Source organism: Fodinibius sediminis (assembly GCF_900182555.1).
GTDB lineage: Bacteria > Bacteroidota > Rhodothermia > Balneolales > Balneolaceae > Fodinibius > Fodinibius sediminis.
Genome location: NZ_FXTH01000021.1, coordinates 1 through 15,384 on the forward strand (window position 1 = coordinate 1; position 15,384 = coordinate 15,384).

12 protein-coding genes are annotated in these 15,384 nt (G+C 48.9%); 2 read left to right on the forward strand and 10 right to left on the reverse strand.

The features are described from left to right. Window positions 1-297: 297 nt before the first annotated feature. From FN808_RS16990 to FN808_RS17015, 6 genes are all read right to left on the reverse strand, one after another. Entirely contained in the window at window positions 298-3,426 is a 3,129-nt protein-coding gene (locus FN808_RS16990) for an efflux RND transporter permease subunit (RefSeq protein WP_142715818.1), read from the reverse strand. Between the two features lie 54 nt (window positions 3,427-3,480). After that, window positions 3,481-4,905: an efflux RND transporter periplasmic adaptor subunit gene (locus FN808_RS16995; RefSeq protein ID WP_246068385.1), complete on the reverse strand. Its 1,425-nt coding sequence runs from the start codon at window positions 4,903-4,905 to the stop codon at window positions 3,481-3,483. A 36-nt stretch (window positions 4,906-4,941) separates the two neighbouring features. Then, window positions 4,942-6,222 carry a TolC family protein gene (locus FN808_RS17000; RefSeq protein ID WP_142715819.1) on the reverse strand — a complete coding sequence of 427 codons (1,281 nt, stop codon included), beginning with the start codon at window positions 6,220-6,222 and terminating at the stop codon, window positions 4,942-4,944. Between the two features lie 608 nt (window positions 6,223-6,830). Continuing rightward, complete coding sequence (locus tag FN808_RS17005; protein WP_142715820.1) at window positions 6,831-7,907, reverse strand: DUF2231 domain-containing protein; 1,077 nt, start codon at window positions 7,905-7,907, stop codon at window positions 6,831-6,833. A 27-nt stretch (window positions 7,908-7,934) separates the two neighbouring features. Continuing rightward, on the reverse strand, window positions 7,935-8,942 hold the full coding sequence (locus FN808_RS17010) for an ion channel (protein WP_185958469.1): 1,008 nt from the start codon (window positions 8,940-8,942) through the stop codon (window positions 7,935-7,937). 58 nt (window positions 8,943-9,000) lie between these two features. Further along, a complete protein-coding gene (locus FN808_RS17015) occupies window positions 9,001-9,540 on the reverse strand; it encodes a DUF305 domain-containing protein (RefSeq protein WP_142715822.1) in 540 nt (179 codons plus the stop codon). Between the two features lie 73 nt (window positions 9,541-9,613). On the opposite strand from FN808_RS17015, the gene FN808_RS17020 reads away from it, so the two are divergent. Then, on the forward strand, window positions 9,614-9,838 hold the full coding sequence (locus FN808_RS17020; RefSeq protein WP_142715823.1) for a hypothetical protein: 225 nt from the start codon (window positions 9,614-9,616) through the stop codon (window positions 9,836-9,838). Between the two features lie 84 nt (window positions 9,839-9,922). Here FN808_RS17020 and FN808_RS17025 read toward each other — a convergent pair whose 3' ends face one another. From FN808_RS17025 to FN808_RS17040, 4 genes are all read right to left on the reverse strand, one after another. Further along, entirely contained in the window at window positions 9,923-11,389 is a 1,467-nt protein-coding gene (locus tag FN808_RS17025) for a multicopper oxidase family protein (protein ID WP_142715824.1), read from the reverse strand. Window positions 11,390-11,394: 5 nt separating this feature from the next. Next, entirely contained in the window at window positions 11,395-11,610 is a 216-nt protein-coding gene (locus tag FN808_RS17030; protein WP_142715825.1) for an SHOCT domain-containing protein, read from the reverse strand. A gap of 55 nt (window positions 11,611-11,665) precedes the next feature. Then, window positions 11,666-12,427, reverse strand: a complete 762-nt coding sequence (locus FN808_RS17035) for a copper resistance protein B (RefSeq protein ID WP_142715826.1) — start codon at window positions 12,425-12,427, stop codon at window positions 11,666-11,668. A 255-nt stretch (window positions 12,428-12,682) separates the two neighbouring features. Continuing rightward, window positions 12,683-14,503 carry a copper resistance system multicopper oxidase gene (locus FN808_RS17040; protein ID WP_142715827.1) on the reverse strand — a complete coding sequence of 607 codons (1,821 nt, stop codon included), beginning with the start codon at window positions 14,501-14,503 and terminating at the stop codon, window positions 12,683-12,685. Window positions 14,504-14,658: 155 nt separating this feature from the next. Here FN808_RS17040 and FN808_RS17045 point away from each other — a divergent pair, with 155 nt between their 5' ends. Then, a complete protein-coding gene (locus tag FN808_RS17045; protein WP_142715828.1) occupies window positions 14,659-15,381 on the forward strand; it encodes a response regulator transcription factor in 723 nt (240 codons plus the stop codon). The last annotated feature ends 3 nt before the right edge of the window (window positions 15,382-15,384 follow it).

A 15,384-nucleotide genomic window follows, 5' to 3' on the forward strand; every position in this document is an offset into this window, starting at 1 on the left:
GTGCCTATCCAAGAGGTTGGGTCACTACCCGACGGCTTGGTTATCGACAATATCTGCAAAAATTTGCTGATATTGTCACTAAAGATAACCTAAGGCCTTCAAGAGGGACGTTAGCCATCCTGTACGTAAACGTAAGCCAGGAGTTCCTCTGCCAATAGTTTTCGGGACAAGCTTTGGAGAAGGAGGACAGGAGGATTGACCTGTCCATCGGATAGTCCCTTAGGCTTAAAATTATTCGTAATCCAGCTCTTGAATACGTCATTCACCACAATTTTTTCCTGTTTGTTTATTTGTTGTTTATCGGTCTTCGCTTGTTGTTGCTAATTTTTTCACTTCCCGGCTTTTCCAGAGGTAGTAGATGACAGGTATTACGACAAGGCTAAGAATCGTCGCTGATACCATGCCTCCCACCATCGGGGCCGCAATCCGTTTCATAACGGTCGCGCCGGTTCCCGTACCCCACATGATAGGCAACAGTCCACCGGTGATGGCACAGACGGTCATGAATATCGGTCGGATGCGCTGGGCGGATCCTTCAAATATCGCCTGTTTGAGGTCGTCAAGGTTATTCATCTTGCCATTGTATTTTCTATTGTTATACGCGTTATCCAGATACGTAAGCATGATCACTCCGATTTCGGCAGCCACCCCGGCAAGGGCGATAGCGCCAACTCCCACGGCCACACTAAGATTATACCCCAGGATATACATCAGCCAGAAGGAACCCACTAGCGAAAAGGGCAGTGTCATCAGCACAATGAGACTTTCCTGCAGGTTTTTAAAGTTAAAGTACAGCAGCAGAAAAATAATCAGCAGGGTGATCGGCACCACTACCTGCAGGCGCTTTTTGGCACGTTCCATGTACTCGTACTGACCGCTCCAGGTCAGGCTGTAGCCGGAGGGCAGGTCCAGGCGTTCGTCTACGGTCTGCCGGGCCTGGTTAACATAGCTTCCGATATCAGAGGTGGTGAGATCTACGTAGATCCAGCTGGAATAGCGGGCGTTCTCGGTTTTGATCACCGGGGCGTCTTTGCGGATCTGCAGGTCGGCCACGTATTCAATCGGTATTTGAGCGCCGGATGGGGTGGGTACTAATACTCGTCCGAGGTCCGTAAGGTTTTCACGAACTTCCCGGGCATACCGCACATTCACCGGATAGCGTTCCAGCCCCTCCACCGTTTCCGTTACGTTCATGCCACCGATGGCCGATTGAATCACGTCCTGCACGTCCCCGGTCGTCAGTCCATAGCGGGCCGCTTCCTTGCGGTTGATGCTGAAGTCCAGGTAATTGCCACCGGTCGTCTTGTCGGCAAACACACTCAGGGTTCCGGGCACGTCGCGCACCACCGAGGCGATATCCTGGCTGAGGTCGGAAAGTTTCTGCAGGTCGGGGCCGGTCACTTTAATGCCGATCGGCGTCTTAATCCCGGTCGATAGCATATCGATCCGTGTTTTAATCGGCATGGTCCATGCGTTGGTAAGGCCCGGAATCTTGATGGCCGCGTCCATCTCCTGTTTTAATTTGTCCATCGTCATGCCCTCCCGCCACTGGTCTTCGGGCTTCAATTGGATAATGGTCTCGAACATGGAGAGCGGGGCTGGGTCGGTAGAAGTCTGCGCCCGTCCCGATTTACCAAATACCGATTTCACTTCCGGGAAGCTGGCGATCATTTTGTCGGTCTGTTGCAGCAGCTCCTTCGCCTTGGTGATACTAATGCCGGGATCAGTGGTGGGCATGTAGAGCAGGTCGCCCTCTTCAATGGGAGGCATGAATTCAGAACCAAGTCGCTGCAGGGGCACAATGGAAATGGCCAATATCGCAATGGAGGCTATGACGGTGGTCCATTTAAAACGCAAGGCCCAATTGATCACGGGGCGATAGATCCAGATTAAAAAGCGGTTGACCGGATTTTTATGTTCAGGCTGAATATTTCCACGGATCAGGTAACCCATCAATACGGGAACCAATGTTACTGAGAGCAATGCCGCTGCCGCCATGGCATAAGTTTTGGTAAAGGCCAGGGGCTTAAACAATCGTCCTTCCTGACCCTGCAGGGCAAATATTGGCAGAAACGAGACTGTGATAATCAGCAGCGAGAAAAACAGGGCCGGTCCCACCTCTTTAGAGGCATCCACAATAATACGCCAGTGCTCCTTTTGCCCCTTGTCTTTCTCCAGGTGTTTATGGGCATTCTCCACCATGACGATGGCTGCGTCAACCATCGCCCCAATCGCTATGGCAATGCCACTCAGCGACATGATATTGGCGTTGATGCCCTGGAAGTACATCACCAGGAAGGCTGCCAGGATACCAATCGGCAAGCTGATGATAGCTACCAGCGAGCTCCGGAAGTGCAACAGAAATATCATCACAATGATGGCCACCACAATGCTTTCCTCCAGGAGTTTGTGCTCCAGGAATGCAATGGCCCGGTTGATCAGGCTCGAGCGATCGTAGGCGGTTTTGATGGTCACACCTTCTGGCAGGCCGCTTTCCAGCTCCTTCAGTTTGTCCTTCACATTGTCGATGGTCTGCAGGGCATTTTCGCCGTAGCGCATTACGACCACGCCCCCGACGGTTTCTCCCTCGCCGTTCCAGTCAGCTACGCCTCGTCGAAGGTCCGGACCAATGTTCACATTGCCCACATTGCGAATGGTCACCGGGGTACCGTTTCCATCGGTGCCGATGGGCACATTTTTCACGTCTGCTACGGTCTGTATATATCCCTTGCCGCGGACCATAAACTCGGTTTCGCTCATTTCCACGATGCGACCTCCCACATCATTGTTGCTGCGTTTAAGTGCCATTTTGATTTTCGAGAGTGGAATATCGTAGGCAAGCAGCTTGTCGGGATCGACTTCTACCTGGTATTGTTTGACATGACCGCCGATACTGGCGACCTCGGCTACGCCTTCCACGCTGAGCAGTTCGTATTTCAGGAACCAGTCCTGGATGGAGCGCAGCTGCTGGAGATCATATTGATCTCCGCCGTCCAAAACATACTCATAAACCCAGCCTACACCGGTGGCATCCGGGCCAAGTGTGGGTGTAACGCCTTCCGGAAGGTTGCTGCCGGCGGTATTGAGGTATTCCAGCACCCGGCTGCGGGCCCAGTACATATCGGTATCATCCTCAAAGATGATGTAGATGAACGAGAGCCCGAAGAAGGAGTAGCCCCGAACCACTTTGGATTTCGGTACTGACATCATGGTGGTGGTCAGCGGATAGGTCACCTGATCTTCCACGACCTGTGGGGCCTGTCCGGGATATTTGGTAAATACGATAACCTGGACATCACTGAGGTCCGGAATCGCATCCACCGGGGTTTGATACATTACATAGGTACCGCCCGCCAGCAGCAGGATGCTGGCGATAATTACCATAATGCGGTTGTTGACGGATAGTTCAATTATTTTCTGTAGCATTGCTTAAATCTCCAAAATCGTTAATAGGATTTGTACTATTGCCTGCTGCGTCGGTTATATGTTCATGCTTGAATGGTCGGTCGTATCGGCAGGTTCTGTGCGATGGTTCATTTCTCCAGGGGTGGTATCCTTTTTTTCCATCTCCATATCAGAAGTATCCTGTTTTTGCTGGAGCATTTTCTGTATAGCTTCCTGCAGGCGGCTTTCGCTGTCGAAGAGGAACTGGGCTGAGGTCACAATCTCTTCGCCCGGCTGAACGCCTTCCAGTATTTCGATTTCGTTATTGCGCTGCCCGCCTTCCACGCCCAGGGTCACCTCGCGTGGCTCAAAGGCCCCTTCTCCCTTGGCAACAAATACGATGTTCCGTTCCCCGGTTCTGATGATAGCCTCATTCGGGATGACGGTAACATCGCGCTTGGGACGTGAGTGAATACGGACATTGGCAAACATCCCGGGCTTCAGTTCCAGGTTGGGGTTGGGAAATTCCAGACGCACCTGTACTGTTCGCGTCTTTTGATCCAGGCTCGGGTACACGTAGGCCACGGATCCACGATAGGTTTTGCCCGGTTGGTAGGAAAGCTCCATCTGGGCAGGTTGGCCTTCCCGGATCCAGGGGACTTCGTAATCATATACGCTGGTTTGCACCCAGACGGTTGAAAGATCGGCGATCTTATAGGCCGGGGTACCGGCTTTGATAAATTCACCCTCCACGGCATTCTTGTGAAGCACAACACCAGTCGCCGGCGATGTTAGTGTTACTGCTTTCTTGACTTCACCGGTTTGTTCCAGTTGCTGGATAACCGAGACGGGTATACCCCAGTATTCCAGCCGCTTTCGGGTGGCCTCAAGCAAGCTGTTGCCCCCGGCTCGAATTTGCTCAAAACTGCTGGAACGAATTTTATCGTTCGTTTTAAGGGCCAGCAGGTATTCCTGCTGCGTAGTAACCAATTCCGGGGAATAGATGCTGAATAGGGGTTGTCCCCGCTGGACCATTTTTCCGGTATAGTCAACATGCAGTTGTTCTACCCAGCCGGAAATTTTAGGATTTACGTTAAAGAGCTTTTGCTCATCGTAGTCTACTTTTCCTACAGCATTGACCGCAGTGGAAAGATCTTTTTGCTGAACCGTGGCCGTACGTACATTCATATTTTGGACAACCACCGGATTGATCTTAACCATCCCTTCTGAACTGTTGGCTTCATCTGCGTAGACCGGCACCAGATCCATCCCCATCTTGGACTTTCCGGGTTCGTCATAGATTTCACTGGGATTCATCGGGGCCTGCCAATACAGGATCTCGTTATCTTCCTGCTTCTTGGTATCCGAATTTGGTGCATCCTGCATGTCCTGATGCTGTATGTCTTTGGGCGCCTCAGAAGTCGATATTGACATGTTGCCCGTTTGGGTCCCCAGCCAGTAGCCACCTAGGGTAAAAGTGGCAATGACCCCGAGGGAGAGAAGTATGGATTTGGTATTCATGATGCTTGTCCTCATAATTTGTATTTCGAAAATGGTTTAAAACTCAGTGCCGGTAAGGGCTTCTATTTCTGCCAATGCTTTGTGGTAGTCGGCTAAAAAACGGTGGTAATCCAGCCGGAATTGGAAGAGGGTCAGTTCGCTGTCGAGCAGCGATAGGAAGTCCACTTTATCGTTTTGATATCCTGCCATCGACGACTCCAGCGATTCTTCTGCCTGTGGAATAATGCCGGTTTTATAGAGGTCGATTAGCCGTCGGTTTTTCTCAAGGTTGGTCAACGACTGTTGGAGCATCTGTTCAATAGAGTTCGTCAAATTCCGGTAGCGATACTCCATGGAAGATTTCCTGATTCGGGTCTCCTGCACCTTTTTGGCCTGTTTCTTTTTGTGAAAGAGCGGGATCTTGACATTGAACATAGCTGAAATAAAGTCATATCCAGGCATCCCGTTTTGAAGCTCATTCCGCTGGGTGTAGGCCACGCCTACCGCGAAATCGGGATAGCGGTTTTTGAGAGCCAGATCTACCTGTTGACCGCTTTGTTTAACTACGGTTTTCCATGCAGCGAGCATGGGACTGGTGCTGTCGGCCTGCTGGATAAGTGTGGTTAATTCGTATCTCCACGGTTCCGGTTCGGAAGCCAAAGCTTTTCCAAGCGGAGCATCAGCTGGTTCATTTATCAGCGTATTAATTTGGGCCTGAATAGCTTCGCGCTGCTGGCGAAGCTTCAGCTCTCGGTCAATCATCTTGGAAAGTGCTACCTGAGCCCGTAATACGTCTTGTTGTAAGCCCTTGCCCACGCCATATCGCGTTTCGGCAATTTTCACGAATTCCTTGAGCACTTCCTGATTGTCGGTAACGGTGGTCAGGGCCTGGTCTATGTAATAGAGGTCGTAATAGGCTTGTTTCGTTTTCTTAATGAGCTGGTTTTTGAGTTCCTGGTGCTGGTGGAGGGTGATGTCCGAGGAACTACGCGCAATATCTCCTTTCAGGCTAAGTGTTCCCGGAAAGGGAAATGGCTGCATCAGGGAGATCTGCTTGCCGGTCATGGGTTCCTGGTCCAGGGTAAAACTATTCACAGGAATGTTCATGAGATTTAAACCAACTGTCGGGTCGGGCAATGCCTCCTGCTGCGTTATTTGGGTTTTGCTTGCCTCCCATCCCTGAAAAGAAGATTGCAGTTCGGGATTCTGGGTTACTACCTTTTGGATAAGTTCATCCAGGACGAGCATAGGATCCCTGGCTTGTCCTGCTGCTTCAAAAGGAGATATCAAAAACAGAGAAAGGACTAATATCAGGGGAGCAAAAATGATTTTGTTCATTGTTATTGCTGCGTATTTAGTTCAATCAGTTATTAAAAAGAGTTTCTTATCTTATTCCTGACTAAACTAACACCAGCTCCCTTAAATGAACCTTAAATCATCCAGGGGTTTTCAATAAAAAGACCTGCACCTGTATTGCTGGGCACGAAGGGAAAGTGTGAGTTAAGATTTAGTTTCCACTGATGGATGACCAGTGCCATGCTGTGATTTTCCAGTTTTTTCTTTGTTGTTACGAAGAGCCAGTTCGAGACTGTTAAGACCTGATGTTCTATCGCTGTAGGTGGCCAGGCAGGTGACTGGGTGATACCAGACGGTATTTCCCTCAGTCGTAATAGTGCACGATTCAAATTCACATTTCATGGAACTCAGACTTTCCCATTGGAATAAAAATAGCAGGGTAAATATTATAGTTGTTTCAATATACCCTCTCCCAGGATCTGAGGGTATTTTTTGGCCTCTCTGGCTGTCGTTGTCTGTCGGCTGGTGGAATGCTTTGAGCAATTTTATTGCATGTTCTCTTCACAGGATGCCGGCTTATAGAAATGAAAGGTTCGATTGTAAGAAGAAAGACTGCCCGTAATGATATCCGAGTATTCAGAACACAGTTTTTAATGATTATTGAGTTGTGTTACAGCCATGCGATCGATAATCACGGTCCCGTTTCCATCCAATCCAAGTCCCAAACTTCCAGCCTCTGGGACATCGCCATGTCCATGCACCACCATCTCTTTGTTGATATAACCGCGGAAATGTGTGCCGTTGGCGACTGTACGAATAAACAGCATTCCCGAGGCCGAGTAGGATTCTTCGGCAAAGACTTCACGGTTGCCTCCGGTTACGCGCCCCTGGGATATGGTTCCATCGGAAGATAAGGTAACGAAGTCGTAGTTTTGGGCGTCCTGCACGTGATTAACGAGAGAAATATCCCCCTCAAATTCAGAAATATCCAGGTAATAATCGACCTGTACGTTTTTAAATGAACGTTTCCCGGTAAAGAAGTTAGTAGTGGAATCAGCAGATATCTTAAGAAGGCGATTGTTGTTATTGGTAACAACGGTGGGCTGCAGACCTGAGGCAGATCCTTCCAGCCAGCGGAACCGGGAAAGCAGTGTACCTGTACCATTAGGTCCAATTTCCCAGGACCAGTTGCCATTATCACTAACGGTGAATGTTGATTCATTTTGTTGCAGGCTGTCTGAGGTAACCGGGGTAGTGCTTTGGTTTTCGGCCAGCTGACCCGTGCCCGTCGCATAACCAAAGACCATTTCGGCCCCGTGGTCCCCTGTTTCATATAAAAAGAAAATTCCGGGCAAGGCAATGATGAACACCCCAACTCGAATCGCTTGTTGATCCATTTTCTGGTACCAGTGAAGCAGCACCCGTACCACTACATAGACTACAAAGAACCAGACCGTCCATAATGCCCAGTCGGCATGCTCATTCAAAACTGATTGGGCTCCAGACGGTAGAAATACGCTGTCAGCCGCCAGGGTACCCGTATAGTAAGCCGCGATGGCCGACGCAGCCCCAAAGCCATAAAGGATGGTTGTCTTAAGACTATCCCACCATTTATCTGGCAAAAAAAAGCTTAGCAAGTCCATCAATGATGCAAGCAAAATAATCGCAATGGGAAAATGAACAAGTATCGGGTGTATGTTGGGGGCCCAATCGGGGATCAGTTCCATGGCGCTATATTATTGGTTGATCAAATGTTAATTTCCATCCGGATTATAAATGTTATTCCAGTTCCAGCCGCTGCTTTGCAAGAGTCCGCCCAGGAGAACTCTTCTTTCATGACCACCAGGCTGTTCTCGAGGCTGCTTTACCAGGGGGATGCCGGTCTTCTGTAAATACTGGATGCCCGGGCCGGCATCGGCCTCAGCTTCGGCCTTTTTAATAAAATGATGCTGAACGGTGTTTAAAAATTTATCAATGGTATCGCGCAGCGGGCGTAAATCCTGATCAAAAGGTGTGTCCATTTTGATATGTGTCTGTGCAAGGCTTAGTGCCTCATCGAGGTTTGTTAGATTAAGGGAAAGGGACTCTGAGCGGGGAATACTGTAAAAGTAATGTACGCCGGGGTGCGCATAGTGATTTTGGCTGTGTTCATTGATCATTTGTTGCAGATTGGGAGCCACGCTGGTTAATCGGTCAAATCCGTTGCCGGTATAACTATTTGCAAGTATCTCTTCAGGCGTTTCTCCCAAATTGGAGATGAACAGGCTTAGCTTGCGCTTATGAATGACCGCCGACGTCAGATTCATAAGGTAGGTCATTGCGGTGGTGATAAAAATAAAGCCGGCAAAAGAGAATGCCGCTACCATAATTTGCCATCCCCCGTCGTTGGGAATGTATTGACCATTGCCAAGTGTGGATAAGACATAGCCGCTGAAGTATAACTTGTTGATGGCACTGGCGGGCTCTCCGCCCGGGGCAAGAAGTACAGAATAAGGGTCACTCATCATTATCAGGAAAAGCCCGAACCACAGCAGGCTAATCCATAATGCTACCTGCGCGAGGATATGTGTTACTCCGGAAAACTTCAACAGGTACCGGCTGCTGGTCTTTTTATTTGTCCAGAGAAACAGGGAGGCAATTCCATTCGATATGGATTTTGCCAAGACACCGGCTCCGTTAAATGAGACTGTCGTGTAAAAGAAGTCGCAGGCCGTAACCAGGACGGTAAAGATGCCGGCGACAAGATATAGTTCGTGTATCATAATATGATATTCGAATGTCAGGGGCAGGGTAGCCACATATTCCGCCTGGCAAAAATAGCTACTCCGGTGTTGGCTCAAATTTTGGCACTGCTCGTGCCTTGGCCTCTTCTTCCGTTTCTGCAATTCCGTTTTCCCGGATATCATGGATCAGCCATTCCATCTCTTTAATTTCTTTGCGTTGAGCATCCATAATAGCCTTTGCCAGTTTTTGCACCCGGGGGTCTGTTATACCGGCACGTTCGCTGGTCATAATCGCGATTGAATGATGTGGAATCATGCCCTCCATATAGTCAACATCATCGATCGTTGCCTGGCTTCGTGACAGCCAGATTGAACCTGCCAGCAATAATGCACCGCCGAGGAAAATGGCAATATTCATCTTGCTGTTTTTATACATTTGTAGCATAAAAGCCAGCATAATAATCATCATGGACCCCCCCATGATTAGTGTCATAAACAGCCGTTCTTCGCTGAACCATGCGTGATCTAAAATTTGATAGGAGTTTGTATACATTAGAAAGAACATCGCAACCATCGCGGTCACAATCATTGCGAAGAATTTGAAGTAGTTTGCAGCGTTGCTGTGATTATTTTCCATAATGAAGTTTTCCTCTCTTTATATTTAGGTTATTGCTCATCTTGATAGATGACTAGTATGAGTAAAGTTTCAAGTGATACCAGCAGGGCATGGAAGTTTTCTTTTGAACCCCATCGGGCAGGTTCATGTTCCTGATAGTCCCACCACCGGCGCTATCCCTATCTGCCGTTTTGTCCAGCTTGGGTTCCCGGTTGATACCGGTATAACGGAGCAGATTCCCGTGCAAACGCACAGCATAGCCCCGCTGGGTTTCCAAAAGAAGCGCAATGCTGTTTTTGCCGATTCTCTGGCAATTTAATAAAAGTTTCCATTTTGGATGTTCAGAATAGTTGGAGATTAATGGAAGAATTCATCCATGATGCCTGGTACTTCTTGTCGGTTCTCAAGTGATTTCCAAATTCGCCATCATTCCGGCATCTTCGTGCTCGAGATTATGGCAGTGAAAGACATACAACCCTTTGGGGGCATTAAAAGTCATAATTACACGAACTCGTTCTCCTGGCATAACCAGGGCGGTATCCTTCCACCCGGTTTCGGTTGGGATCAGGCCCCGGTTTCCACTTCGGTTTAGGACTTTAAATTGTACTGCATGAATATGCATGGGATGGGGAACAGGAGAGTTGTTGATGAATTCCCATATCTCGGTATCTCCCTGGGTTATTTCTTCATCAACGCGAAGCATTTCAAACAGGCGCCCGTTTATGGTATGTCCCCTCATCATTTCCATGTTCAGTTCGATGGTTCGCTTTCGTACAGCATCAGTCCGGGAGGGGAAATTGACGTTAGACAGTTGCTGGGGAAGATCAACGGAAGTGGAAGAATCGGCTTCATTACCTATTCGAAACTCCATCAATGGGAATTCACTGCCTTGGTCCGGGCCTTCTTGGCCCATCAGTTGAGCCATGCCTCCCATCATTCCGCCGTCTGAAGATATCGAAAATTTCCTGCTGATTAATTCTGCAGATTTACCGGTGAATCCCTTTGAGAAATCTACCAGTATGTCTGCCCGTTCACCGGGAGCCAGCAGTAATTCAGTTGTTTCAACAGGCTTGGGTAAAAGTCCCCCGTCAGAACCAATGACGGTAAATAAGTGCTCGTTTCGGAAAGCGATATTATAAATGCGGGCATTTGAGCCATTGAGCAATCGTAACCGGTATGGACGGGGCTGTACTTCGTGATAGGGATTGGGAATGCCGTTAACCAGAATATGCTCTCCTAAATAGCCCGTCATCATGCGTTCCGGCATAGAAGGGTCATAGTAGATTTGACCAGTGTCGTCTATTTTTCGATCCTGAATAACTAAAGGCAGTTCGTATTTTCCTGAAGGCAGGTTCAACGCTTCCTCTTCATCATCAGTTACGATGAAAAATCCTGCTAACCCCCGGTAAACCTGGGGACCCGTAATTTTGTGTGGGTGGGGATGATACCAATAGGTGCCTGCTCGCTGATTGATGTTGAAATCATAGGAATAACGGCCTTCCGAAATTACATCTTTGGGATGTCCGTCCATATCTGGCGGCACAATCATGCCGTGCCAGTGGATAATGCTTTCCTCCCCGATATCGTTATGAAACTGAACTTGAAAACGCTCTCCTTTTTTTACGTGGACGGTGGGTCCCGGTAAGCTTCCGTTAAAGTGTAAGCCATCCAGGGTATATTCTTCACCGATGGCAAGGCTGCCCCGGGAGGCCCGCAGTTGATCAGTATCCAGCTTTTCCGGGAATTGCAGAGGATAGCGATAGGTATTTGACTGTTTAGGGACGGAATTTGTGCAGGAGGTGATGATGGAAGGAGCCAGTAATCCCCCGGCACCAGTCCCCGCATATTTCAAAAAGGTTTTTCTATCCATGCTCACTATTTGAGCAATTCCTGTTTCCGTTTGTTGAACTCTTCCTCGTCAATTTCACCCTCGGCATACCGCCGTTTGAGTATGTCCATGGGCGTTTCTTTTTGCTGCTTGTTTTGGTTCGAGTTCATTAGGGCTCGAATGGCAAATACTATCAGACCGAAAATTAAAAGCCACCAGAAAACCATCATCCATCCGCCTCCAAAGAAATTAAAATCATGCATATTACTTATGGTATATATTGATTCTGCTTACCTGTTAAAGTAATAGGATAAACGATTAAAACCACATCCGAACGCCCCCCAGCAAACTCAGGTTGCTGACATGTCCTCCGGTGCGAGCCATATCGGCGGTTTCGCCCAGCTTGCGTTCCCAGTTGAAGCCGATGTACGGAGCAAATTCCCGTACGAATTCGTAGCGGAGTCGAAATCCAAGCCCAATATTATTAAACCCGGATCCGACGCCCCACTCGGGTACCTCTTGTATGGCAATACTGGTTTCAAATATTGGCTGACCAATAAGCCGCTGCGTGAATAGCAGATCATATTCTGCTTCCAGTGAGGCAGAAATATCGCCATCTTCGCTGATAAACATCCCACCGTCCACATGAAAAAAGTAGGGTGCCATGCCCTGCAGACCGATTACAGCAAAACCTCTGGACTTGTTGGCACCGCCTTCATAGGCCAGATCGTAGCGGATGCCCCCCTGAATATCAAAGTAAGGATCAATGGCCCGGCTGTATAAGCCCTGGAACTCCATCTCCGCTTCACTTTCGGTGGTCAGTGCCTCACCGTGGGTTTTAAACCAGAATTTGTTGATGTCTTTGCCCACAAATCCCTGAATTTCCCACATAAGGGGATCTATGCCGTTCAAGCTCCGGTACTCCAGCTTTTCGGCAATCAGGTAAACGTAGGTTTTATTGTCCATCATCAGGTCGTTGCTGAACTCAGGCGCCTTTTGAGCAAAAGCTGAGCTGCCGGCGATTACAGTGATAGCTAGAACAGTGAGAATGAATGTTAATGCGCGTTTTATTATGGTCATGATCATGCAAATTTGTATGTCAGATAGAATTCGTTCGTGAAGGGTTAATGCCCCCAAATGGATTATGGGCTTTTACGGCGGTTCAATCTCCCTGAATTCCCCTTTTCCAGGAAGGCGTTTGGGATTGAGGGACCGGTAAACGTGGAGTTCCTCTCCCGATAGTTTTCGGGACAAGCTCTGGAGAAGAAGGACAGGAGGATTGATTTCCCATACCTGTTTTAGGTTGTTTAAAGGTCATTGGTTATGGATACCTATCTATGAATAATCCTGCCCGTAAATGCCGCCGTCTTCATCGGCTACCTGGACGACGCGGAACATGCCGCGCTCCATGTGATAGAGAATGTGGCAGTGGAAGGCCCAGCGCCCTTTGTCGCGTGGGGTAATAAGGGCCGAGATGCGTTGGGCCGGCTGTAAAAGCAGGGTGTGCTTGCGAGGATTGTACTGCCCGTTGCCGTTTTCCAGCTCCATCCACATACCGTGCAGGTGTATGGGGTGTTCCATCATGGTATCATTGACCAGGGTGAGTCGCAGGCGCTCATTGTGTTTAAATTCAATAGGCCCGTCAACTTCATGGAACTGTTTGCCGTCAAAGGACCACATATAGCGTTCCATGTTGCCGGTCAGGTGCAGCTCAACTTCGCGTTGCGGTTTCCGCTTGTCAATATTCGGTTTCAACTTCTTAAGATCCCGGTATACCAATACTTTGCGTCCGTCCTTGCCTAGGCCGATGCCCGGTTCATCCAGCCGGTCGAATTGGTAGCTGGCGATTGCTGCGGCACCGATGCCGTGATGGTCCGGTCCGTGTCTGACGGGCGGGGCAGGCATGCCGGGCATCGGCATTTTTCCGTTGTCCATGTTCATGTCGTCATGACCGTCGTGATTCATGTTGTTCATACCCGTTTCTTCGCTGTCCATATCCATGCCGGCCATATCCATTTTCATGCCCATATCTTTCATGCTGCGTTTGGGGCGCGAGCGTAGTTCGGGCACCGGGGCGGACATGCCTTTACGGGGTGCGAGGGTGCCGCGTGCATAGCCGCTCCGGTCCAGCGATTCGGCAAAAATGGTATAGGGTTTTTCCTCTTTCGGCTCTACGATCACATCATAGGTTTCGGCAATACCGATGCGAAACTCATCAATGGAGACCGGTTCCACATTTTGGCCGTCGGCTTGTACGACCGTCATCTCCAGGCCGGGAATACGAACATCAAAAGCGGAAGTACCGGCTGAGGCGTTAATAAACCGCAGACGCACTCTTTCGCCTTTCCTGAAGAGGGCATTCCAATTGGAATCGGGGCCACGACCGTTCATAAGATAGGAATAGGTTGCCCCTGTGACATCAAGCAGATCCGTGGCACTCATCCTCATCTTGCCAAAAGACAAGTAATCCTTAACAGCATCTCCCAAGCCGTTCTCTTTGGTATCCCTGAAAAATTCTCCGAGTGTCCGCTTCTGATAATTATAATATCCCTCCATTTTAACGCTGTGTGCCAGCACATCGTAGGGATTCTCAAAAGTCCAGTCAGAAAGTACGATCGGGTATTCGCGGTCATATTCGACCGGATCTTCCCCGGCCGGATCGATAACCAGCGGCCCGTAGTGGCCCAGCTGTTCCTGGAGCCCTGAGTGACTGTGATACCAATAGGTGCCGTTCTGCCGCACCGGGTACCGGTATTCAAAGGTTTCTCCGGCGGGAATGCCGTCAAAGCTGACGCCGGGCACGCCATCCATCTGGAAGGGCAGCAGGATCCCGTGCCAGTGAATGGAGGTGGTATCCTCCAGCTCGTTTTTTACCCGGAGGAGTACATCCTGTCCCTCCTGAAGCCGGATCAGGGGACCGGGAACCGTACCGTTAATGCCAATGGCATTACCCTGTTTCCCGTCGACCTGGTGAGGCATTTTCCCAATGGTCAGATCGATGACATTATCGGGTCCTTTGGGGGTAAGCACTTCCCGGTTGTCAAATCCGGCAAAGGCGTAGGTGGGGAGAACAGAACTTATCCCGGCCATGGCAGCCATCGAAGCCGAATAGCGCAGGAATTTTCGGCGGCTCATGTTATAATTGTTGTCACTCATAAATCAGTGTAACTTGTTGTTTTTATTTATCTAAAGCGTTGGTTTTAAATGTCGAACCGAAATATACGAACCGAACCTTAAATTTAGCTTAAAACATTATTGGTCTGTGTCTTTTATCTTGGAGGTGTTATATCATAAAATAAAATTGCTGTTTTATGTGGATACTGTTAGTTGAAGACGAAAAACAACTTGCCAATTCCTTAAAACGAGGCTTGGAAGAGGAAGGACATGTAGTCGAAGTCATACACGATGGAGAGAAGGCGGAGCTTCAGGGAATAGTAAACGATTACGATCTGGTTGTATTGGACTGGCGACTACCCAACAGGGATGGAAAGAAAATTTTGCAATCCTGGAGGGCCGAAGAGCGATCATTTCCCGTGCTTATGCTTACGGCCCTTGGTGATCTGGATCATAAAATTTCAGGATTGGATGCCGGCGCCGATGATTATATGAGTAAGCCGTTTTCCTTTGAAGAACTGCTTGCCCGCATCCGGGCGTTGGGACGCAGGGCATCGGAAATTACTCATTTGGAAACCGTATCAGCGGGTCCTATTGAGTTGGATTCTCGCAAGCACTGGGTCAAGGTATGCGGCATGAAACGCTCATTGCGGCCCAAGGAGTTTATTTTGTTAGAACTGTTGCTCAATGAACCGGAGACCGTTTTTTCCAAAACACAAATTGCCGAGCGCGTATGGGGATCGGCGTACTATGTCAGTGATAATACCATTGAAGCTACCATTTCTACCCTACGACAGAAACTGGCTGAATCGTTTGAGGAGTGTGAGGACATCTTCCTGGAAGACAATGCAATGGTTATAGAAACCATACGTGGAGCAGGTTATCGCCTCAACAGCAGCTTAACAAAGACAGAAGAATAATAT

What these genes read in the sequence shown, in the direction of transcription:
- FN808_RS16990 (WP_142715818.1), bottom strand. Translation starts at nt 3,426, where the DNA reads ATGCTACAGAAAATAATTGAACTATCCGTCAACAACCGCATTATGGTA.
- FN808_RS16995 (WP_246068385.1), bottom strand. Translation starts at nt 4,905, where the DNA reads ATGAATACCAAATCCATACTTCTCTCCCTCGGGGTCATTGCCACTTTT.
- FN808_RS17000 (WP_142715819.1), bottom strand. Translation starts at nt 6,222, where the DNA reads ATGAACAAAATCATTTTTGCTCCCCTGATATTAGTCCTTTCTCTGTTT.
- FN808_RS17005 (WP_142715820.1), bottom strand. Translation starts at nt 7,907, where the DNA reads ATGGAACTGATCCCCGATTGGGCCCCCAACATACACCCGATACTTGTT.
- FN808_RS17010 (WP_185958469.1), bottom strand. Translation starts at nt 8,942, where the DNA reads ATGATACACGAACTATATCTTGTCGCCGGCATCTTTACCGTCCTGGTT.
- FN808_RS17015 (WP_142715822.1), bottom strand. Translation starts at nt 9,540, where the DNA reads ATGGAAAATAATCACAGCAACGCTGCAAACTACTTCAAATTCTTCGCA.
- FN808_RS17025 (WP_142715824.1), bottom strand. Translation starts at nt 11,389, where the DNA reads ATGGATAGAAAAACCTTTTTGAAATATGCGGGGACTGGTGCCGGGGGA.
- FN808_RS17030 (WP_142715825.1), bottom strand. Translation starts at nt 11,610, where the DNA reads ATGCATGATTTTAATTTCTTTGGAGGCGGATGGATGATGGTTTTCTGG.
- FN808_RS17035 (WP_142715826.1), bottom strand. Translation starts at nt 12,427, where the DNA reads ATGACCATAATAAAACGCGCATTAACATTCATTCTCACTGTTCTAGCT.
- FN808_RS17040 (WP_142715827.1), bottom strand. Translation starts at nt 14,503, where the DNA reads ATGAGTGACAACAATTATAACATGAGCCGCCGAAAATTCCTGCGCTAT.
- FN808_RS17045 (WP_142715828.1), top strand. Translation starts at nt 14,659, where the DNA reads ATGTGGATACTGTTAGTTGAAGACGAAAAACAACTTGCCAATTCCTTA.